General features: G+C 59.3%; 22 protein-coding genes. 4 read left to right on the forward strand and 18 right to left on the reverse strand.

Annotation, left to right across the window (positions count from 1 at the left end; genetic code table 11):
* Positions 1-3 precede the first annotated feature (3 nt).
* The 15 genes from IP81_RS03630 to IP81_RS03700 form a co-directional block, all read right to left on the reverse strand.
* Positions 4-744, reverse strand: a complete 741-nt coding sequence (locus tag IP81_RS03630; RefSeq protein ID WP_054106613.1) for an alpha/beta fold hydrolase — start codon at positions 742-744, stop codon at positions 4-6.
* Positions 744-1,520, reverse strand: a complete 777-nt coding sequence (locus IP81_RS03635) for a glutathione S-transferase family protein (protein ID WP_054106614.1) — start codon at positions 1,518-1,520, stop codon at positions 744-746. The genes IP81_RS03630 and IP81_RS03635 overlap by 1 nt, the downstream gene beginning before the upstream one ends.
* 23 nt (positions 1,521-1,543) lie before the next feature.
* Positions 1,544-2,005, reverse strand: a complete 462-nt coding sequence (locus IP81_RS03640; RefSeq protein ID WP_054106615.1) for a protein tyrosine phosphatase family protein — start codon at positions 2,003-2,005, stop codon at positions 1,544-1,546.
* A gap of 4 nt (positions 2,006-2,009) precedes the next feature.
* The gene (locus tag IP81_RS03645; protein ID WP_082355941.1) at positions 2,010-2,882 is read right to left on the reverse strand and encodes an amidohydrolase family protein; all 873 of its coding nucleotides are present in this window, start codon (positions 2,880-2,882) and stop codon (positions 2,010-2,012) included.
* Between the two features lie 83 nt (positions 2,883-2,965).
* The gene (locus IP81_RS03650; protein WP_054106616.1) at positions 2,966-4,390 is read right to left on the reverse strand and encodes an aldehyde dehydrogenase family protein; all 1,425 of its coding nucleotides are present in this window, start codon (positions 4,388-4,390) and stop codon (positions 2,966-2,968) included.
* 45 nt (positions 4,391-4,435) lie between these two features.
* Entirely contained in the window at positions 4,436-6,556 is a 2,121-nt protein-coding gene (locus IP81_RS03655) for a PQQ-dependent dehydrogenase, methanol/ethanol family (protein ID WP_054106617.1), read from the reverse strand.
* Positions 6,557-6,605: 49 nt separating this feature from the next.
* Positions 6,606-8,171 carry an AMP-binding protein gene (locus IP81_RS03660; RefSeq protein ID WP_054106618.1) on the reverse strand — a complete coding sequence of 522 codons (1,566 nt, stop codon included), beginning with the start codon at positions 8,169-8,171 and terminating at the stop codon, positions 6,606-6,608.
* Between the two features lie 3 nt (positions 8,172-8,174).
* Entirely contained in the window at positions 8,175-8,960 is a 786-nt protein-coding gene (locus tag IP81_RS03665) for a glutathione S-transferase family protein (protein ID WP_054106619.1), read from the reverse strand.
* A complete protein-coding gene (locus IP81_RS03670) occupies positions 8,957-9,727 on the reverse strand; it encodes a glutathione S-transferase family protein (RefSeq protein WP_054106620.1) in 771 nt (256 codons plus the stop codon). The genes IP81_RS03665 and IP81_RS03670 overlap by 4 nt, the downstream gene beginning before the upstream one ends.
* A gap of 204 nt (positions 9,728-9,931) precedes the next feature.
* Positions 9,932-10,300 (reverse strand): hypothetical protein, encoded by a 369-nt coding sequence (locus IP81_RS03675; RefSeq protein ID WP_054106621.1) that lies wholly within the window; start codon positions 10,298-10,300, stop codon positions 9,932-9,934.
* Entirely contained in the window at positions 10,300-10,722 is a 423-nt protein-coding gene (locus IP81_RS03680; RefSeq protein WP_054106622.1) for a cytochrome c, read from the reverse strand. Before IP81_RS03680 ends, IP81_RS03675 begins: the two co-directional genes overlap by 1 nt.
* Position 10,723: 1 nt before the next feature.
* Positions 10,724-12,259 carry an FAD-binding oxidoreductase gene (locus tag IP81_RS03685; protein WP_231626222.1) on the reverse strand — a complete coding sequence of 512 codons (1,536 nt, stop codon included), beginning with the start codon at positions 12,257-12,259 and terminating at the stop codon, positions 10,724-10,726.
* 239 nt (positions 12,260-12,498) lie between these two features.
* Positions 12,499-12,996, reverse strand: coding sequence for a DUF3237 domain-containing protein (locus tag IP81_RS03690; protein WP_054106624.1), 498 nt, complete (start codon positions 12,994-12,996; stop codon positions 12,499-12,501).
* A 9-nt stretch (positions 12,997-13,005) separates the two neighbouring features.
* Entirely contained in the window at positions 13,006-15,186 is a 2,181-nt protein-coding gene (locus tag IP81_RS03695) for a PQQ-dependent dehydrogenase, methanol/ethanol family (protein ID WP_054106625.1), read from the reverse strand.
* Positions 15,186-16,043 (reverse strand): hypothetical protein, encoded by an 858-nt coding sequence (locus IP81_RS03700; RefSeq protein ID WP_054106626.1) that lies wholly within the window; start codon positions 16,041-16,043, stop codon positions 15,186-15,188. Before IP81_RS03700 ends, IP81_RS03695 begins: the two co-directional genes overlap by 1 nt.
* Positions 16,044-16,134: 91 nt before the next feature.
* On the opposite strand from IP81_RS03700, the gene IP81_RS03705 reads away from it, so the two are divergent.
* The 3 genes from IP81_RS03705 to IP81_RS03715 are packed head-to-tail and all read left to right on the forward strand — an operon-like array spanning position 16,135 to position 17,745.
* The gene (locus IP81_RS03705; RefSeq protein ID WP_054106627.1) at positions 16,135-16,524 is read left to right on the forward strand and encodes a nuclear transport factor 2 family protein; all 390 of its coding nucleotides are present in this window, start codon (positions 16,135-16,137) and stop codon (positions 16,522-16,524) included.
* A gap of 14 nt (positions 16,525-16,538) precedes the next feature.
* On the forward strand, positions 16,539-16,997 hold the full coding sequence (locus IP81_RS03710) for a nuclear transport factor 2 family protein (protein ID WP_054106628.1): 459 nt from the start codon (positions 16,539-16,541) through the stop codon (positions 16,995-16,997).
* A gap of 7 nt (positions 16,998-17,004) precedes the next feature.
* Positions 17,005-17,745 carry an SDR family oxidoreductase gene (locus tag IP81_RS03715; RefSeq protein ID WP_054106629.1) on the forward strand — a complete coding sequence of 247 codons (741 nt, stop codon included), beginning with the start codon at positions 17,005-17,007 and terminating at the stop codon, positions 17,743-17,745.
* Between the two features lie 4 nt (positions 17,746-17,749).
* Here the strand turns inward: IP81_RS03715 and IP81_RS03720 are convergent, their stop codons facing one another.
* The 3 genes from IP81_RS03720 to IP81_RS03730 all read right to left on the reverse strand — a co-directional run bounded on the left by IP81_RS03720 (position 17,750) and on the right by IP81_RS03730 (position 19,051).
* Positions 17,750-17,956 carry a hypothetical protein gene (locus IP81_RS03720; protein ID WP_054106630.1) on the reverse strand — a complete coding sequence of 69 codons (207 nt, stop codon included), beginning with the start codon at positions 17,954-17,956 and terminating at the stop codon, positions 17,750-17,752.
* 9 nt (positions 17,957-17,965) lie between these two features.
* On the reverse strand, positions 17,966-18,322 hold the full coding sequence (locus IP81_RS03725; RefSeq protein ID WP_054106631.1) for a hypothetical protein: 357 nt from the start codon (positions 18,320-18,322) through the stop codon (positions 17,966-17,968).
* 81 nt (positions 18,323-18,403) lie between these two features.
* Entirely contained in the window at positions 18,404-19,051 is a 648-nt protein-coding gene (locus tag IP81_RS03730) for a glutathione S-transferase family protein (protein WP_054106632.1), read from the reverse strand.
* 79 nt (positions 19,052-19,130) lie between these two features.
* Between IP81_RS03730 and IP81_RS03735 the strand changes: the two genes are divergently transcribed.
* On the forward strand, positions 19,131-20,111 hold the full coding sequence (locus IP81_RS03735; protein ID WP_054106633.1) for an AAA family ATPase: 981 nt from the start codon (positions 19,131-19,133) through the stop codon (positions 20,109-20,111).
* The last annotated feature ends 88 nt before the right edge of the window (positions 20,112-20,199 follow it).

Consider the following 20,199-nt stretch of genomic DNA (forward strand, 5'->3'; position numbering starts at 1 on the left):
AAGTCAGGCCGGAATAGCAGCCTCAAGCGCATTGGCCAGTTCCACCGGCTTTGACAGATACGGGCTGTGATCGGCCTCTAGCGTGACGATATGTGCACCCGGCGAATAGCGCTGCATCTGGCGCTGGCTGTCGATGGGGATCGTGCGGTCGAGGGTACATTCGACATATGTGCGAGGCTGGCTGCCCCAGCGTTCGGGGGTGAGGTGCAGCTTTTCTGAACGTGGGGCATGGGGCTCTGCCAAAAGGCGCGGCAGGACGGCGGCGACCAGTTCGGGCGGCGAGGCTTGGGCGAAAACCGGCGCAGCGTTGGCGGTGTCTATCACCGTGGCGATGCCGCCGTGAACTTTGCTGATGATGCCATCGAACGCAGGGTTCGGGCCTTCCAGTTCCTTGAATCCTGCGCGGCTCATGCCTGAAGGCAGCATCATCGCGCAGATATAGACCAGCGCATCCATCGCAGCAGGATCGGCCTCGGCGGCGGTCGAGACCACAAGACCGCCGCGTGAATGGCCTGCGAGGACAACGGGTGCACCATTCAATTGTTGCTTCAAGTCGCGGCAATGCTGCGCAGCAAATTCGCCCCAGCCATCAAGCGTGACGGCGGCCATTTCATCAGCCGAGCCACCCATGCCGGGAAGCGTTGGCGCGACGACGGTGTGGCCGCGATCGCGCAGCAATTGTGCAACCGGATCAAAGCACCAGCCGCCATGCCACGACCCGTGAATGAGAACGAAACCTGCCATTAACGCACTTCCCCTGACCAGACGCGAAGGCCCGGCAATGTTCGATCTTCGCCTTTTAGCGCTTCTGCCACCGCCGGACGCGCCATCACGCGATCCCGCCATTCGCACAGGCGCGGTGCGCGGCGCGCGATGTCCATTTCGGGGAACATGCGTTCAACCATGGCCCCGCAATGCGAATAGAAATTGATGTCGGCCAGCGTGTAAGTATCGCCCGCGAGCCACTTTGTCTGGCCAAGCTGCGCTTCGATCTTGTCGACCGCATATTCGATCTTGGCGGTGGCGTTGGCCAGATCGGCCTCGGAAAAGCCGGAGCGGGCAGTGGCCCACTTCTTGCGCTGATCGGGCAACGGAATGCTTTCGAGCAGCTTTTCGAAATCACCGCTTTCCACATTGCGTGCGATCACACCGACCATGCGGTGCCAGCCGTGCATCGAAACATAGTTCATCACGTGTTCGTCGATAAACTTGTTCCAATAGCGCATCCGTGCTGCGCCAAGCGCATCGCGGGGACGCAGGGGTGCATCAGCGGGTTGGGCATCGGGAAAGACGTCTTCAAGGTATTCGTTGATGACTGTGGTGTGCGTGATGATCACGCCGTCATGATCGAGCACCGGCACCTGGCCTTCGGGATTGATCGCGGTGAACCATTCCGAATGCTGCTCAAACTTGTGCAGATCGACATAGACGCTTTCATAGTCGAGGCCCTTTTCCTTCAGAGGGACCATCGATTTCAGCGAATTTGCCAGTGGTTCGGCATGATAGTATTTCAAAGCCATAACACTCTCCAAGATCGCCGCTGTCAGGTGCGCGGCTTGATAAAAGCAGCCCAAGCTTCGGCTTCGGGCCGATTGACGCCATCGGGCGACCACTGGCGCTCCATGAGGGCGCGCGCTGCGGCTTCTTCCATCCCGCGATAATCACGGTTGAGGCGATAGAAGAACGCCGAGACGCGCCAGTTCATGATGCAGTGAACGTGGACCGGGCCTTGCGCGCTTTCAACGGCATCGCGAAATGCCGCAAAGTGCGCTTCGGTTGGCGCATCAAACGGAACCGGGATGTGCGTATAAGCGATGCCGTGTTGGCCCAGCTTATCACCCTCACCCGCCAAAGCTTCGGGATGGGTTTCGAGCGCGAGGTTGATCACTTGCGTAACACCAATCGCAGCAAGACGGGCAACGTCCTTGTCCTCAATCCGGCCTGACGTGGTGATAGCGTCATCAAGACGCTGCCACGCTCGAATATCGACCGGATCAAGTTCCATTTGCTCAAGCTAGCCCGAGCAGGCGCGCAGCATTGTCTTTCATGATACCGGGGAGAACTTCTTCCTTGAAGCCGACCTGCCGTGCGGCATCGAGCCACTTTTGCGGGTGGATTAGCGGGAAGTCTGAACCGAACAGCATCTTATGCTTCAACTGTGTGTTGGCATATTGGATGATCTGCGGCTGGAAATACTTTGGCGACCAGCCCGATAGATCGATGAACACGTTGTCCTTGTGCAGCGCCATCGACAGGCTTTCATCAACCCACGGCCATGACGGATGCGCAAGGATGATCTTCATATCGGGGAAATCGACCGCAACATCATCGACCAGCATCGGCTGACCGTACTTCAGGCGAACGCCGCCGCCACCGCGCATGCCGGTGCCCATGCCAGAATGGCCGGTGTGGAATATCGCGGGCAACTTGTATTCGTTGATCACTTCGTAGATCGGGTAGCCGATCTGGCTGCCGGGTTCGATGTTCTGCATGATGTGATGGAACTTGAAGCCCTTCACGCCATGATTTTCGATCAGGTCGCGCGCCTCACGCGCGCCCATCTTGCCCTTGTGCGGATCAACCGAGGCGAACGGAATGCAGATATCATCGTTCTTGTTGGCGATTTCAGCAATCTCGTAATTCGAAACGCGCTTGGCCCCGATGCCGCTTTCGCAATCGACCGTGAACATGCAGAAAGCGATCTGCTGTTCGCGATAGATTTCGACAATTTCAGGCATCTTGGGCCGTTCGCGCGGAGACTTGAAATACGCGCTGGCAGCATCGAAAAACTTGCCCATTACCGGATCTTCAGGATCGTGGCATGATACCTCGGCATGGACGTGGACGTCGATCGCCTTGATCTTGGAAAGGTCGATGGGCACGGAGCAATCCTTTGTATTCAGGCATTTTTAACACGGCCCCGACAACGCATGGTTGCCGGGGCCGTGCAGTATTCAGCGGCTGATCAGACCAGCGCATCTTTCTTGACGGTGATCACCTGGCTGTAGGTGAATTCCGTGAGGCCTTCGACGCCATATTCTGCGCCGAAGCCCGACTGCTTGTGACCGCCGAACGGAGCGAAGGGCGAAAGGTGCAGGAATTCGTTGATCCACACCGTTCCGGTTTCGAGCTGCTCGGCAATCGCCACACCACGGTCCGTGTCCTTGGTCCAGACAGCGCCAGCAAGGCCATATTCCGAATTGTTGGCGCGCGCGATGACTTCGTCGTCGCTCGAGAACTTCATGAGCGGCATGACCGGGCCGAACTGCTCTTCAGCCACGATGCGCGCATCCTCGGGCGGATTGTCGAGGATGGTGATCGGCACATAGTAGCCTGAGCCCGACGGATCGACATCGCCGCCGACGAGGAACTTGTAGCCGTTCGACTTCGCGTCCTCGATCAGCTCGCATACACGCTCGAACTGCTTCTTGTTCTGGATCGGACCGACGCCGGTGCCTTGGTTGGCACCGTCGCCCACTGTCACGCCCTTGGCATATTCGGCAATCGCGGCGCTCATCTCGTCATAGATATCCTCGTGGATATAGACGCGCTTTGCAGCGACGCAGATCTGGCCTGCATTGGTGAAGCTCGACCAGAACAGTTGCTCTGCCACCTTGGCAACATCCGCATCGGGCAGCACGATCGAGGCGTCGTTGCCGCCGAGTTCGAGCGTGATGCGCTTGAGGTCCTTCGAAGCGCCTTCCATGATGCGCTTGCCGGTCGCGGTCGAGCCGGTGAAGGTGATCTTGTTGATGTCCGGGTGCGCGGTCATCAGCGGGCCGAGCGAATCTTCGCCGGTGATGATGTTGACGACGCCTGCGGGCACGATGTCCTTGATCAGTTCGGCAAACTTCAGCGTGGTTAGCGGCGTGAACGGTGAAGGCTTAAGCACGATGGTGCAGCCTGAAAGGATCGCAGGCGCAATCTTCTGCACGGCCATGAGGACGGGGAAGTTCCACGGCACAATGCCCGCGACCACGCCCACCGGCACGCGGCGCGTGCGGCTGAGGCGCTGATCACTGTCCTCGTTGATTGTTTCTTCAAGCGTGAGAGTCGACTGCGCGTTCATGATACCCGAGCAGGCACCGATTTCATGCTGTGCCTGATGGTGAGGCTTGCCCTGTTCAGCCGTTAGCAGGCGGTAGAGTTCGTCCGCGTTTGCTTCGACAGCGGCAGCCATGGCGCGGATCACGGCGCGGCGATCATCGACAGGAGTCTTGGACCAGGTTTTGAACGCAGCGCGGGCGGCGGCAACGGCACGGTCAAGTTCGGCAGCACCACAGGCAGGAACGCGGCCAATTACCTGCTCGTTGGCTGGGTTGACGACATCGAGCGATGTTTCGGTGGTGACCAACTCACCATTGATCAGATTCGGATAAAGGTGCGTCATGAGTCTCTCCGTTCGATTCTAATTGCTCTACCTTATAACAATCTCTCAACGCGTTTCCAGCGCTTTGTCTTCATTTGCGCGCTTGATAACATAATGGCGGATGGCCTCGATCTGGTCCTTGGTCATGTATTTGCCCCAGCCGACCATGCCATTGTCTTTGAGGATGCCATCATGCACGACCGATTGCCACGCTTCGGGATCAGCATTCAGGCCGCTGTGGCGCAAATCAGGCAATAGCCCGCCAACCGCCGCGTCGCCGTGGCAAACGGTGCAGTATTGGCCATAGAGATTATTGCCCAAGGCAATCGTTTCAGGTGTGCCGACCAGAGCAGGCGGATTGAGGCGCTTTTCTTCAAAAGGCGGTGCATCGGGCAGCTTGGCTTTGCCACCGATCTTGAACACCAGCAGACGGCTGATGTTGCGGACTGGGCCGGATTTGTCGGCCAGAATGCCTGTCGCCAATGGCCAGACGCCGCCCCAACCGGCCAGCACTGCCACATATTGGTCATTACCCACCTTGAACGTGACAGGCGCTGCCACCACGCCGGTTTGCGCGGGGAACGACCATAGTTCTTTGCCATCCTTTGAAGAATAGGCCGCGAACATGCCCTTGGCATTGCCCTGGAACAGCAATCCGCCTGCGGTTGCCAGCATCCCGCCGTTCCATGGGCCGGGGAAGCTGACGCGCCAGCGTTCTTTCTTGGCGACCGGATCCCATGCAACGATCGCGCCGGTGGTGGCGGCCTTTGCACCTTCGCGCGCTTCGCGGATGGCAGGCATAGCCCCTGCTGCGCTATCGACGCCGGTGTTGAAGCCGACGGCTTGCGCCTTCCAGTCTTTCGACGGGAAATAGGGATAAGCGGCAAATTGGGCGGGGATGTAGACCAGTCCGTTGGTCGGGTCATAAGCCATCGGATGCCAGCTATGGGCGCCGGCTGCGCCCGGCATGCCGATGAAGGGCTTGCCAGTCTGGTCATAGCGCGCTTCCGGGTTTTCGATCGGCCGCCCGCTGACGGGATCGAGCCCCTTGGCCCAGTTTACCGGAGCATAAGCATTGCCCGAGATGAATTGGCCGTTGGTGCGATCAAGCACATAGAAAAAGCCGTTCTTGGGCGCTTGCATCAGCACCTTGCGCGGCTTTCCATCGATTTGCATGTCGGCCAGCATAATGTGCTGGGTAGACGTAAAGTCCCACGTTTCGCCCGGTGTCTGCTGGTAATGCCAGACATATTCGCCGGTTTTGGCGCGGATTGCCACGATCGATGAGAGATAGAGGTTATCGCCGCCGCCGGGTGAGCGGTAGGCCTGATTCCACGGGCTGCCATTGCCGACGCCGATGTAGAGCAGATCAAGCTCGGGGTCATAAGCCATGGCATCCCATACGGTGCCGCCGCCGCCCAGCTTCCACCATTCGCCCTTCCACGTGGCTTCGGCTTTCTTGAGGTATTCCTCATCGTTGTTACCGGGCTTGTCGGGCACGGTGTAAAACCGCCAGAGCTGTTTGCCGGTCTGCGCATCATAGGCGGTGACATAGCCGCGCACGCCCATTTCCGCGCCGCCATTGCCGATCATGATCATGCCGTTGATCGCGCGCGGTGCGCCGGTGATGGTATAGGGCTTGGTCTGATCAACCGTGACGGTGGACCACACTTCCTTGCCGGTGGCGCGATCCAACGCGACGAGCCGCCCGTCGAGCGTGCCCATGTAAAGCTTGTCGCCCCATGCCGCCATGCCGCGATTAACGACATCGCAGCAGGCCTTGACCGCCGTTTCGCCCGGAACTTTGGGATCATATTCCCACAGCAGCTTGCCCGAAACGGCATCATAGGCCTTGGCTTTGGACCATGCGGTGCTGAAATAGATCTTGCCATCGATCACCAGCGGCGTGGCTTCCTGTCCGCGCGCGGTGTCCATATCGGCGTACCATGCAAGGCCAAGATCGCCGACGTTGGCATCTGTGATCTGGTTCAGCGGGCTGAAGCGCTGTTCGTCATACGTGCGGCCATAGGACAGCCAGTTTGCGCCATCGTCGGTCATAAGGCTTTGCGCCGTGACCCCGCCGGCGGCATTCGCCACGTTGGCGTCTGTCACGCTGCACGCGGCCAATGGCAGGGCCATGACCAGCGATCCTGCCAGTGCCAGCTTCAACTTGCGATTCCGAAGCATCGTCAATCCTCTCACAGACGACCGGTAAACCCGGCTCGATCAATCAGGTCTAGTTCACCATGCGCTGGGAGTCGCCCCAGTATTTGGTGCGTAGCGCCTTCTTGTCCATTTTGCCCGCTGCCGTGCGCGGGATCGCATCGACGAACTCTACCGACTTTGGCGCTTTTACACCGCCAAGGCGGTCTTTGGTATAAGCAATGATCTCAGGCGCGGTGATGCCATCGGCCACGACGACAGCATGGACTTGTTCACCCCACTTTTCGTGCGGGATGCCGAACACGCAAGCCTCTTTCACAGCAGCCAGTTCGGTTACTGCCGCTTCAACCTCGGCGGTGAAAACATTGAACCCGCCCGAGACGACCATGTCCTTCTTGCGGTCTACGATGTAGAGGTAGCCATCGGCATCAAACTTGCCGACATCGCCGGTGTGGTGCCAGCCGAACTTGCGGATTTCGGCGGTCTCTTCGGGCTTTTCGAAATAGGAATGGGTGACGAGCGCGCCGCGCACGCAAATCTCGCCTGCTTCGCCCAGCGGCACTTCAACGCCATCATCATCGAGTAGCGCGACTTTGATCGACCGTGTCGGCTTGCCGCATGAGGCGAGCTTTTCCGGTGCCTCAGCGGCGAAACGCGCGACGTCCTCTGGCGGGAACCATGCCACGATCATCGGGCATTCCACCTGACCATAGGACTGGCACATGGCAGGGCCGAAGATCGACACGGCCTGCCGCAGCTTTTCGGGGCTGCATGGCGAACCGACGAGGATGAAGATTTTAAGCGACGAATAATCGTGATCGCCGATCTCGGGCGAGGCGAGCAGCTGGTACATGGCCGTGGGCGGCAGGTACATGTGCGTGACTTTGTATTCCGCGATAGTGCGCAACACGGCCTCTGCATCAAAGCTTGGCAGGATCACTTGCGTTGCGCCAAGGCTCATCGTGGAAAGCGCGATCGGGCCTGCCGCATGGGTAATCGGCGCAGAAACGAGCGCCACCGGATTATCGGTGCGTCCACCCATGCCATCGGCGGCGGTTTCGATCATCGTGCCCCAGCCAAGGTTGGTGACATTCGCGCCCTTGGAAGGGCCGGTGGTGCCGCCGGTGGGGAATATGCCGACCATGTCCATCAGGTTGCCGAAAGCGTCGATCTCTGGCTCGGCAAAGTCAGCCTCGGTGACCCCTTCCACGAACTCCGCAAGGCTGGGATCATCGCCCATGCGCTTATCAAGGCAGACGAAGTGTTGCAGTGTGGGGCACAGGGCTTTGAGTTGTTCAACCTCGTCAGCCTTCGACGAATGATAGACCATCCATTTGAGGCGGACGTAGTTGATATAGGCAGCGTTGGCATCGATGGCGTTGCGGGTGTTTACCGGAATCCATTTGCCGTTCGCACGCCACATCGCCAGCAACACAACCAGCAACATGCCATCGTTAGGGCCATAGAGGCCAAGCAGGTCCTGATTTTCGAAGCCGCCCTTTTGCAAGGCAGCCGCAATCTGGATCGACTGTGCGCGGGTTTCGGCGAAAGTGAGCTTCAACCCCGTCTCGGTATCGACGATGGCGAGACGCTGCGGATCGCGGTCATGGCCACGGTCAAAGTAATCGATAGCGCGCATTGGTTATCCCCAACGATTGATTTCTGGCCCCGGCGCCCAGGCGCGGAGCGGTTCGGAAACGGTCGCGCGTGCAAGCGCCGCGATAACGGACGGACGGACAGCAACCCTATCGAGCCAAGCATTGGTCGGCGCGGCATCGGCAAAGGCCGAAGGGCGCAACAGACGCATGCCCGCAAGCCAGGAATAGGTCACCAGATCGGCGATAGAGAATGATCCCATCAACCAATCGCGGCCATCGGCCAGTTGCTTTTCGCAGCGTTCGACGGTGGCGATGATCTTGGCTTCGCTATCGGCGATCTGCGCCGGGATGCTCACATCATCATGCAACGCCAGCCAACGGCCGCGCAGATCATCAGAAACGATACGCGCGGTGAGGTCATCGAAACCGGCCTGCGGGATGGCCGCAACAACCGCCTGCGATGCTGCCAGATTGCCAAGCAAGGCGGCTGCGGGCGACAGGCGTTCGGTAATCTGCCGACACCACATCATCATTTCCCAGCGCGCATAAGCATCCGCCGGTTGCAAGCCTGCACCGCCCGCTGCCTCATCAAAATATTGTGCGAGGAAGACGGATTCGGTCATTGCCTCGCCGTCTACCAGCAGCACTGGCCCCTCACCCTCAACCCCAAGGTCAAGCGCAATGGCTTCGGTCACGCCGTCCAAGGCATGGCGTTCGCCCGCAAGCAGATCGATAGCGCGGCATTCAATGGCAAGGCCTGATTCTGCCAGTGCAGCCAGCACCGTCAGCGACGCGCCATTGGGCTGCCCGTGATAGAGCACCGCGCTCATGCTTCGATCTCCTTCATGATCAGGCCGTAGCGATTAGCGAGATCGGTCTTGCCCATAGCCCACGTTTGCTTCACCGCATCGCGGGAATAGACCCGTTTGAGCCAGCGCATGATGTTTGGCGTCTTGTCTTTGCCGGCAAGGTCTGGCTGCGACAGCGGCAGCGAATAGGTGCTGTTGAAGATATTGATATCGGCGAGCGAATACTGGTTTGACCCGACATAGGGCCGCTTGCCCAGTTCTTCTTCCAGCTTGGCGATGCCCAGCCCGACACGGCGGCGGCTTTCGGCCATCTCGGCTTCTGAAAAATCGCCGTTGATAGCCTTGCGCCACGCAGTGCGGCGTTCGGGCAGCGGGATACGGTCAATTGCGGCGGCAAGTTCTTGCGGGTCGCGCTGGCGTACCATTGGCCCTACAAACACGCTCCACCCGATCATCGAAAAGCTGGGGCCGAGCCACTGGTCCATGAATTTCATCCACCAGCGTACGCGCCAGCAATCCTGCGGATCGGATGGCATCAGATTTGGTCCGGCAAACCGGTCATTCACGTATTCCATGATCGCGGTGCTTTCGGTCAGCACCAGTCCGTTATGCGTCATCGCCGGGATCGTACCTTGCGGATTGATCGCGAGGTATTCCGGCTTGTGCTGATCGAATTGCAGCATATCGATGTAATGGCTGGCGAAAGGCACGCCTTTTTCCATAAGGGCGAGCATCGGCTTGCCTGAATTGGCATTGGGCTCCCAATGATAAAGCGTAACTTCGTCCATACGTCCGCTTGCCTCTCTCCCGATTCCGGTCGCTCCGGAATTGTTAGTAACACATACTAAATCAGCGGGAGCGGCGGTCAAGCCCGTGAGGCCGATTAATTCGTGCCCATTTGGGTAGCGACGGCAACGCATTCTGCGCATTACCTGAGACGTTGCATTTCACACTGTGCAACAACAGGCAGTGGAAATTGGAGCAGGTTTTGGTCAGCGGCTGACCATGCTCCAACGAAACAGGTGATCGCGACCCGAAAGCGGAGCAGGTGCGCGCGCTTCGTCTAGCGCGCGCAAACCCTGTTCTTCCAACGCACCGCGCAGGGCAGTCCAGTCGCTCCAACGTGTGAGACCGTTCACGCGGGACGGACTGCCCAGTGCGCGCCATGCCGCTTCGGTGCCTTGGGCCAGATCAATCGTGCGCATACCTGCTTGCGTTGCAGCAAAGGCAACAGACTCGGGGATTCGGCTGTCAAAGATGACGAGCGGCAAGGCCTGCATTTCCATTGCCCCTGCTGGCATAGCGATGGCAGACGTGGCCAGAGCCCCGCCTTTTAGCATTGTGCGCCGGGAAACCTGCATCAACCGGCCTTTCCAAGATACTTCGACACCGCATCAAGTTCGGCATCAGTGATATCGACTTTGGTCTGCTGCGGCATTGCGCCCTTGCCCAGGCGGACCACGGTTTTGACGTAATCGGCGGTCAGGTCCCTGCGGTTGGTCAGCAAGCCTTGTTGCGGCGGATTGCCCGCCATCATCTGCTGCTTGGTCAGCAAGTTTGTGCCCATGCCGCCAACGAGGTGGCAATAGCCGCACTGTGCTTCGAAAACCGCCTGGCCATCGCGACCGGCCTGAAGGCGATCCCCTTCGGGTGCCTTGGCGCGCAACATATAGGGCGGCATGGGCGGAGGTCCGGGAGGGGCGGCAGCAGGCGCAGTTGGCGCTTGGGCAAAGGCAGCCGCACCCAAAGCAAAGGCTGCGGCAGCGAGGATCACACGCTTCATCTTACTGACCTCCCTTATAGGCCGAGCCGCGCATGTTGGCATAATTGGCGGGCCATACACCCTGCTTACCCGGCGCAATCACGCCGTTGGGATCTAGTGCGGATTTTACCTTTTCATCGAAACGGCGCAGCGCATGATTGTTGAAATCAAACGTTTCCATCACCGGGTCCATCCAGCCGAGGTGCGTGCGGTATTCGGCATAACCGGCTTTGGCGGTTTCGACGATCAACGCATCAAACAGCTTGCGCATCTTGGCAACTTCTGCCGCATTATCGCGATCATACATCAGCATGTTGACGTTATTGGCAAAGCGGCCGCCGATGGTGAAGCTGGCGTAGAAATCGACATCGAAATCGGCGATAATCTTGCGGCTGCGGCGCATCTGATCAAGCACGTGGGTGCCGGTTGCCGGGACCACAGGCGAAAAGCCCATATGCGCGCCGCGACCGCCAACCCAATCGGACATTTGCAACGGCACCGCCGAGGGCACGCCCATCGTCACTTCATACTGGCCGATGGGATCACCCTGACGCCACCAGATTTCCTGCGGTGCAGCGGCAAGGTTGCGCTTCATAGCCGCCTTGACCACTTCGGCGCGGGCTTTGACCACCGGCTCTTCGCCATAGAGGCGCAACGCGACCTGCCAGTAACCGAGTTTGTATTGCTTGAGCAGTTCCTCAACCCGCCATTCGGGGATGGCCGAGGGCTTATCCCAGAAGTCATGACGCTGGCCCTTGAGCACCATTTTACCCAGCCATGACGGGATAAAGACGTTCTGATCGATCAGTCCGGAAATCTTGAGCGGCGTGATCGTATCGATGACCCAGCCGATGTCTTCGGCATTGGGAATGTCCCAAATGATTTCAAGCGAGGTTTCAGGCGCGGGCTGGAGCCATACGCCCGCCTTCGTCACGATGCCAAGGTTCGATTGCGAGAAAGCCAGATCCCACGTCGGGCCATAGCTCATCGGGAAAAGGTGGAAGGCGGGGTTGTTGTTCATCGCGCCCATGCCGGTGCGCAGCAAATCGCCATCGGGCAGGACGGCCTCGACTCCGCACAAGTTGCGCGCGTGCAGGCCATAGGACGTATAGCCGATACCATGTTCGAGCGCGTTGCCCAGCACCGAGCCCCAGGCGTTGCCCGGAACCGACAGCCACAGCGGAGCCTTTTCGCGCTGGATCTGGTCATAAAGATCGAAGAACCCTACGCCGGGTTCCACTACGCAATAGGCCAGCTTGTGATCGAGTTCGAGCACCTTGTTCATGCGCCCAAGGTCCATCACCACGGTGCCTTCCATGCGCGGGGCGGCGGTACCGTAGCCAAGGTTTTTGCCACGCGCGACAGGCCAGAGCGGCACTTTGTGTTCATTGGCCAGACGCACAATCGCGCGCACTTCGTCAACGCTGGCGGGCGCTACCGCAGCAGACGCGGGCCATTCCTCGGTTGATCCGGGGGCATAAGTGTCGGCATAGGCGTCACGATCGGCGTCCGTGTCCATGACCCAAGGTTTGCCAACGACGCCGGCGAAGGCGGTCATTGCCGATTGGAATTGCTTTGGACTGACGCGCGGGGGCAGATGCAGCTTCACCGGTCAGATTCTCCCGTTATCTTTTTATAACAATTGTTATAATTATGCTTGGCAGTTTGCGTTTCGTCAAGCCTGCTCCCCCTCTTCTTCAGAGGAGGGGGCCGGGGGGTGGTGTTCGCAACATTCGTTGTGTCTGGACGCCACCATCCCCAACCCCCTTCTCTGAAGAGGAAGGGGCTTTTTCGGGCTTAGGTCAGCGCGTAATACTTCACGTAGTTACCGTCAGCTTTGCGTTCGCCTACGCCAATGAAGACGTGGCGCGTCAGCCAATCGTGCTTGCCCTTGCTCACTTCGAAACTGGGTTGGGCGCGCAAGTAATACTCGGCATGTGGCACCGGTTCGCCGCCTGCGAATGCCCAGTTGCGCAGCCGGTCCATCGTGCCGGGTTCACGGCCCCAAAGGAAGCCCTTGTTCTGCATGTAGATCAACGTGCCGTCATCGACTTCGAGCATATAGCGCGCATCGAACGAGGCGGTGTCATCGGGGCGGAAGAAGGCATAGTCACCGCCCGAATTGGGCACAGCCTTGCCCTTCAGGCGGGGGCCTTCGAATTCGCCCTCATCGACATAGACCGCGCTGCGCATTCCGCCCGAGGGCAGATCGGGCACCATCTGCACGCGGGTGAAGCGCAAGCGGCAGGCGAAGGCGAATTCGAGGCGGGGATTGTCGAGCGTGGAGAAGTCCATGGGAGTGCCTCAATAATTCGAAAGGATGGTCAGGCTGGGGCCGTCGAGCGGCTTTCCTGCCTTTTGCTTTTCCAACTCGTCCTTGTGGGTGCTGGCTTGCAGATCGATCAGATAGGCGTGGATCGCATCGGTATCGTCTGCCGACAGGATATCGTCCCAACGCGGCATGCCGTTGGGCACGAGCAGGCCTTCACGCACGATCTGGCGGAACATCTCGTGCGTGGCAGGCTGCATCCGGCGCAGATCGGGCGTGATCGAGCGTGGCTGATTGGCGTGGCAGATCGCGCAATTGCTGAAGAACAGGCCTTGCCCGCGTGCGATAGCTTGCGCGGTGACGCCAACAACCTGCGCCGGTGGCTCGGGCGCGACTTCGAGGGCGGGGCGCATATCCGGCATGGGCACAGGGCCGCCGCCGATCTTGAACACGAGCAAGCGGTTCATGTTATCGCGGGTATAGGCAGCCGAATAGCGCGGCACGAAGGGATACCCTCCCCCGCCCCAGCCTGCCATCACGGCGATGTACTGTACCCCGTTCACCTCATAAGTCATCGGTGCGGCCATGATCGCGGTGCCGGTGTCAATCTCTTTGAGCAATTTGCCGGTCTTCGTTTCGCGCACGAACAGTTTGCCGGTGACGCCGCCATAGACGGTGAGGCCGCTGGCGGTGGTGAGCACGCCGCCCCTGTCCTGCCAGCCTGCGGTATCGGCTGCCCAAACGGTCTTGCCGGTCAACGGATCAATCGCGCGCACTTGCGCGGTGGCGGGTTGGCGCAGGGCTTCCTGATAGGCGGGCAATTTGCGCACGGCATCGCCAAATGCGGGAGGGAACGCAGCCAGCGCCTCTTTCACATCGGGCGTGAAGATGAGCGCGGCATCGTTGTTCAACCCGCGCGCCTTGAAGGGCTTCTGGCCTTCGGTCATGAAGATCAGGTTGCCCATATCCAGCACCGCGCCAATATAGAGGCCGGTGGCGGGATCATAGCTGGCGGGGTGCCAGTTGCGCGCGCCGGTGGTGGCGGGGAACACGATCTTGGGGCCGGTGGTATAATCCGCAGCATCGGGATCAAGGATCGGGCGGCCGGTCTTGGGATCGATGCCCTTGGCCCAATTGGTGCGCACGATAGGATTGGCGCGCAGCAGTTTTCCATCCCGCCGGTCAAGGATGTAGAGATAGCCGTTCTTGGGCGCATGGAGCACGACCGGACGGCTTTGCCCGTCAATGTCCATGCGCGTAAAAATCATCGGCTGGGTGGCAGTGAAATCCCAGTTATCGCCGGGGGTTTCCTGATAATGCCACTTCATCCGGCCCGTCCTGGGATCAAGCGCGACAAGGCTGGCGAGGTAGAGATTATCGCCGCCTGCGGGTGAACGCTTTGACGTGGCGTATGGCCCGCCATTGCCGGTGCCGACGAGGACAAGGCCGGTTTCGGGATCGAAATGGATCGCATCCCACGGGCTGCCGCCGCCGCCGATATCCCAGCGACTGTTCGGGTCCCACGTTTTGAGCGCGGCTTCGAGTTCGGGTGTTTCCTGCGGTCCCAGCTTGGGATCGTGCGGCACCACATGCCAGCGCCAGCGCAGCTTGCCGGTTTCGAGATCGAGCGCAGTGACATAGCCGCGCACATCGTATTCCGCGCCAGACATGCCGACGACGACAACATCGCCCGCGATTTCAGGGGCGCCGGTGGAATTGTCCCCCCGGCGGCGGTCTTCGATAAAATCGGATTTCCACACCACGGCGCCCGTCTTGGCATCGAGCGCGTACATCCAGCCATCGAGCGCGGCGACATAGACTTTGCCGCGCGCTACCGCGATGCCGCGATTGACCATGTCGCAACAGACCGTGCGGTTGACCTGCATGTCGACTTCAGGTTCGAAGCGCCACAGCTCTTTGCCGCTGGCCGCATCGAAGGCATAAGCGCGGCCCGTGGTGCCCGATGTGTAAAGCACGCCATCAATGACCACCGGCGTGGCTTCCTGCCCGCGCATCGTGCCAAGGTCTGCCGCCCAGGCAAGGCCGAGTTGGCCGACGTTTTCTGCCGTGATCGCGGTGAGAAGCGAATGGTGCGTTTTGCCCGCATCACCGCCGGGACTGGTCCATTGTGCGCCCGTGCCTTGCTGGAGCGCGGTAGCCCCGCCGAGCGAACAGGCGGCAAGACCGAGAAAGAGGCTGGCGAAAAGGTGGCGCATCACAGGGAATCCCATGGGGAAGGCATGCGGTATGGCACGGTGATGAAGTTGGCTTCGATCTGTTCAATCATGCCATGATCGATCTTGAACAGTTCGGAAATGTAGAAGCTGTGCGGGCGCAGCACCGGACTTTTGACCGTGCGGCCATCGGTGAGCTGGAATTCGCGCAAACGGCCCGAATGATCGATAAAACCAAACGCGAGAACGAGGCCGCGCTGTTCATCAACCAGCGGAAAGCGGCGCGCGCGCAGATCATCGTCATAACGGTAATTGCCCATGCGAAACTGCTCTTCGCAACCCAGCGCAGAGACCGGCACAATCTTGGCGAAATCGGGATTGCGCGTTGTCTGGACGCCATTTTCCACACGGTTGCAATCGGGATGAAATTTGGTGTGGATCGTGCCATCGTTGCGCTGGAGCGTATCGAAATAGCCGTTCGACAGGCGCACCATTTCTGCGCGGGAAACCGGCGCTTCCACTTCGCGATTAAGGATCGGCTTGTCCCAATAGCGGCAGTTTTCAAACTTGATGCCGCTGTCAGACTGGCGGACGATCAGCATTTCACATTCGGTGATTTGGCCTGCGGAATTCAAGGCCAACCGCAGCGTGAACGCAGATTCTTCGATCGGTTCGATGACCGTGCCGAAGTACCCGACCTGAGCGGTCTTCTCATCGGCAAAGCGCAGTTTATAATCGCCCAGCCGGTCAATTGTGCCCCAAACGCCATCACCTATTTCAAGCATGACGTTGTTTTCGCTGTGAAATGCGCCTTCTGCCCAATCAAGAGAATGGGGATCACGCGCCCCCAGTGCCGCCAGAAAGCGATCAAGCACGGCATAAAGATCGGCGCGGTTCATCGAATCTCCTAAACTGCAAATTGAGGCTTTGACGGCCTTCTTGGATCACGGCATACTCTACCAAATGTTATAAATAAAGGGGAGAGCGAAGATGGCTCGCACACCAGCGGAACATGCCAATCATGACCTCGTTCTGGAGATGTATAACAAGGTCCTGATCGCCATGGATAGCGGCGCAGTGGACCGGTATATTGCGCCGGAATACGTGCAGCATTCCTCGCTGGCAGAAGCATCGGTTGATGCGCTGAAAGGCTTTCTGGATCGGGTCCGCATCGAATCACCTGACGCACAGCAGACCATTCATCGCAGCTTTGTCGATGGCGATCATGTGATCACGCATACCCATGTGGTGCGCTGGCCCGGCGACACGGGGCTGGCCGTGGTCGACATTTTCCGGGTGGAGGGTGGCATGATCGTGGAACATTGGGACGTGATCCAGCCAGTGCCGGAAAATCCGGTGAATCCCAACAGCATGTTTTGAAAGGAGAGAGTATAATGCGCTTGATTTCGACAGCGATTGCGATTGCGCTCGCGCTCACCACAACCGCCGTGCAAGCCAAGTCTTGCAAGATGACGCCCAAGCAAGTGGTAAGCCAGTTTATGGACGAGTTTTACGTCCAGAAAAAGGTCCGCTCATCGTTCGAAAAGTGGGTTGATCCGGGCTATATCCAGCACAATCCCTTTGCTGCAACGGGCCGCGATGCCGCGATTGCTTTTCTGGAGCCGTTCGTTGCCAACAACCCGGGGCAGAAGACCAAAATCCACCGCATCATTGCCGATGGCAACATGGTGGCCGTGCACAGCCATGGCTGGAATGAGGACGGCGATGCAGCGGCCAAGCGAGGCTTTGCGGTGGTCGATATCTTCCGCGTGCAGGGCTGCCGCGTGATGGAGCATTGGGACGTGCTATCGCCGGTGCCAGAAACCGCCGCCAATTCGAACACGATGTTCTGACCGGCGGATGCGATTTACCGATAAATGCGTGGCGATCCTTGGCGGTAACGCCGGGATCGGCCTTGCTGCCGCGCGGATGTTTGCCGCAGAAGGTGCCAAATTGGCGATCACCGGGCGCAATGCCGAAAGCTTGCGCGCGGCGGCCGAAGAGCTTGACGCCCTGTGCATCCGGTCGGACATGGGTGATCTGGGCCAGACCGATGCGGCTCTGGCCGAGATTGCCGATGTGCTGGGCGGCATTGATGTGCTGTTCGTCAACGCAGGTGTTGGCGGGTTTGCGATGGTTCCAGAAGTGACGCCCGAATTCTGGGATCAGGTCCACAGCGTAAACTTGCGCGGTGCCTTCTTCGCGATCCAGAAAGCCTTGCCGCTGATGCGCGATGGCGGGGCGATTGTGATCACCGGATCGATCGGATCGATGGCGGCGGTGCCGGGCAATGTAGCCTATGCAGCAGCCAAAGCGGGCCTTCGGGCGATGGCGCGGATTGTGGGCAAGGAATTGCTGCCGCGCGGCATCCGCGTCAACATGGTCAGCCCCGGCCCCACCGATACCGAGATTTTCAAGCGCGATGCCAGCGCCGAAGAGATCGCGGGGATGCGCGAGATGCTATCATCGGTCGTGCCGATTGGCCGGATGGGCTCGGCTGAGGAAGTGGCGCGGGCGGTGCTGTTTTTGGCCAGCAAGGAGGCCAGCTTTATCAATGGTGTGGATTTGTGCGTCGATGGCGGGTGCATCGAACTGGGCTGAATTATTAAGGCGGGCCTGATTGGGCCGCGCCGATCAGCGTATCGCCGCCTTTATCGGGCAGAGTCCAGATGATCAGGTTGATAATCATTACGCCGGCCAGCGTCAGCATTAGCACAGGACGCTGGCGCTCTCCCCGCCGGAAAAGGAACACTGCGCCACCGACAAGCGCGATGGCAGCAAGCATAAGCAGAGAGAGCGCAGCGTCTAACATCGAGAGGCGTTAGCCGCCGAACAGGCCCTTGGCCATACCGGCGATGTCATTGATGGGATTGCCGTCGCCATCCTTATCGAGCATTCCAGTGACGGTCTTCATTATGTCGCCTTGACCAAGCATTGATGCCAGATTGCCAAGGCCACCTTCACCGCCAAGCTGCCCGACGATTTCTTGCAGCTTTGAAGCATCAAGGCCGGAAGAGGCAGCGGCAGTCGCAATGGTATCGCCTTCAGCTTGGTGCCCGGCCGTGAGCGCACCGATGGCGGTTGCGGCCATAGCAGGATCGAGCCCGACTTTGGCTGCAAGATCCTTTAAATCAACGTTGCCGGTAACTTGGCCGATAATCGAATCGAGCATTGACATAGTACATCCCCCTTAGAGAACACCCACTTTAGCAGCGCCGGTTCGGACTGCTAGTGCGCACACTCTTAGCGACACTTGATTTTACATTGCCATGATGCGCTTTGCGACAACCTCTTCACGTTCGGCCACAGCGGCCCATGCCGGGCGGGCCACGACACGGCCATACCATGCGGCTGTTATGGGGCGCAGCGCAGGATCGATGCCGTGGCCAACATAAGCCAGCGTGCGCATGGTCGATGCGACCGCGATATCAGCAAGAGTGAAGGTATCGCCCACCAGCCAACCCTGCGCAGGCACTTGTGATTCAAGCCAATCGAGCCAGCGCGGGAGTTCAGCCTCGCCTTGCAGCGCGATCGCCTCATCCCCGCCGACTTTGAGCAGCTTTGGTCCGACCAGCCGGTTGAACAGGATCTTGAGGCCCGAGGTGCCCAGCACGGTATCGGCGTATTCATCCCAGAACACGGTTTTGCCGCGCGTTTGCGGATCGGCTGGCAGCAGGCTGGGTTCGGGGTACTTGGCATCCAGATAGAACGCGATGGCCGACGAATCAGCGAGCGTGAAGCCTTCATCGTCAATTGCAGGGATCTTCCCTAAAGGGCTGGCGGCGAGGAATTCGGGATCGGTACTGCCGGGGCCGCCCCGCGCCAAATCCCAAGAAATGCCCTTTTCCGTGGCGATTACGGCCACTTTGCGAACGAACGGCGAAAGTAGGGCACCGTAAAGCTTCATCAATTTTCTCCCATTCGAACGGACAGGTTTCTTCAAACCTTATTGCAGCGCCGCGCATGCGCGTATAGGCGATTGAGCGATGAGCGACATACCCCACAATCACGCAACGACCGTTCTGGCCGCACCTGACACGCAAATCGATGTCCGCGAAACTTTCGGCATCGATATCAACATGAAAGTTCCTGCGTTCTCGCGTGCGGACGAGCGCGTGCCCGATACCGACGCGACTTACGTGTTCGACCCGGACACCACTTTGGCGATCCTTGCAGGCTTTGCCTACAACCGCCGCGTGATGGTGCAGGGCTATCACGGCACCGGCAAATCGACCCACATCGAACAGGTTGCCGCGCGGCTGAACTGGCCATGCATCCGTATCAACCTTGATGCGCACATCAGCCGTATCGATCTGGTGGGCCGCGATGCGATCGTGCTGCGCGATGGCTTGCAGGTCACCGAATTCCGCGAAGGCTTGCTGCCTTGGGCGCTGCAAACGCCAACCGCATTGGTCTTTGACGAATACGACGCGGGCCGCCCGGACGTGATGTTCGTGATCCAGCGCGTGCTGGAAACCGAGGGCAAGCTGACGCTGCTCGATCAGAACCGCGTGATCCGCCCGAACCCCTTTTTCCGCCTGTTCGCCACTGCTAACACGGTGGGCCTTGGTGATACCTCGGGGCTCTATCACGGCACACAAGCGATCAACCAGGGCCAGATGGACCGCTGGAATCTGGTCGTCGCGCTGAACTATCTGACTGAGGCGACCGAAGTCGAGATCGTCAGCAAGAAGCTGCCTGATCTTGATCGCAAGATCGTGACCGACATGGTGAAGGTCGCCAACTTCTCGCGCCAAGGCTTCGTCAACGGCGATATCTCGACGGTGATGAGCCCGCGCACGGTGATCAGCTGGGCGCAGAACAGCAAGATCTTCAACGACGTCGGCTTTGCCTTCCGCCTCTCGTTCCTGAACAAGTGCGACGAGACCGAACGGGTGTTGGTGGCCGAATACTATCAGCGCGTGTTCGGCAAGGAATTGCCCGAAAGCGTTGCGCACCGGGGATAAGTCCTTGGCGCTGTGACAGAGGTAAAAAGGCCCTTGGCGTTTGCCGGGGGCCTTTTTTGGTGCGCGATAAAGCCATGCCTTCGTCATT

Origin of the sequence: Novosphingobium sp. AAP83 (assembly GCF_001295795.1) — a bacterium.
Taxonomy (GTDB): domain Bacteria; phylum Pseudomonadota; class Alphaproteobacteria; order Sphingomonadales; family Sphingomonadaceae; genus Novosphingobium.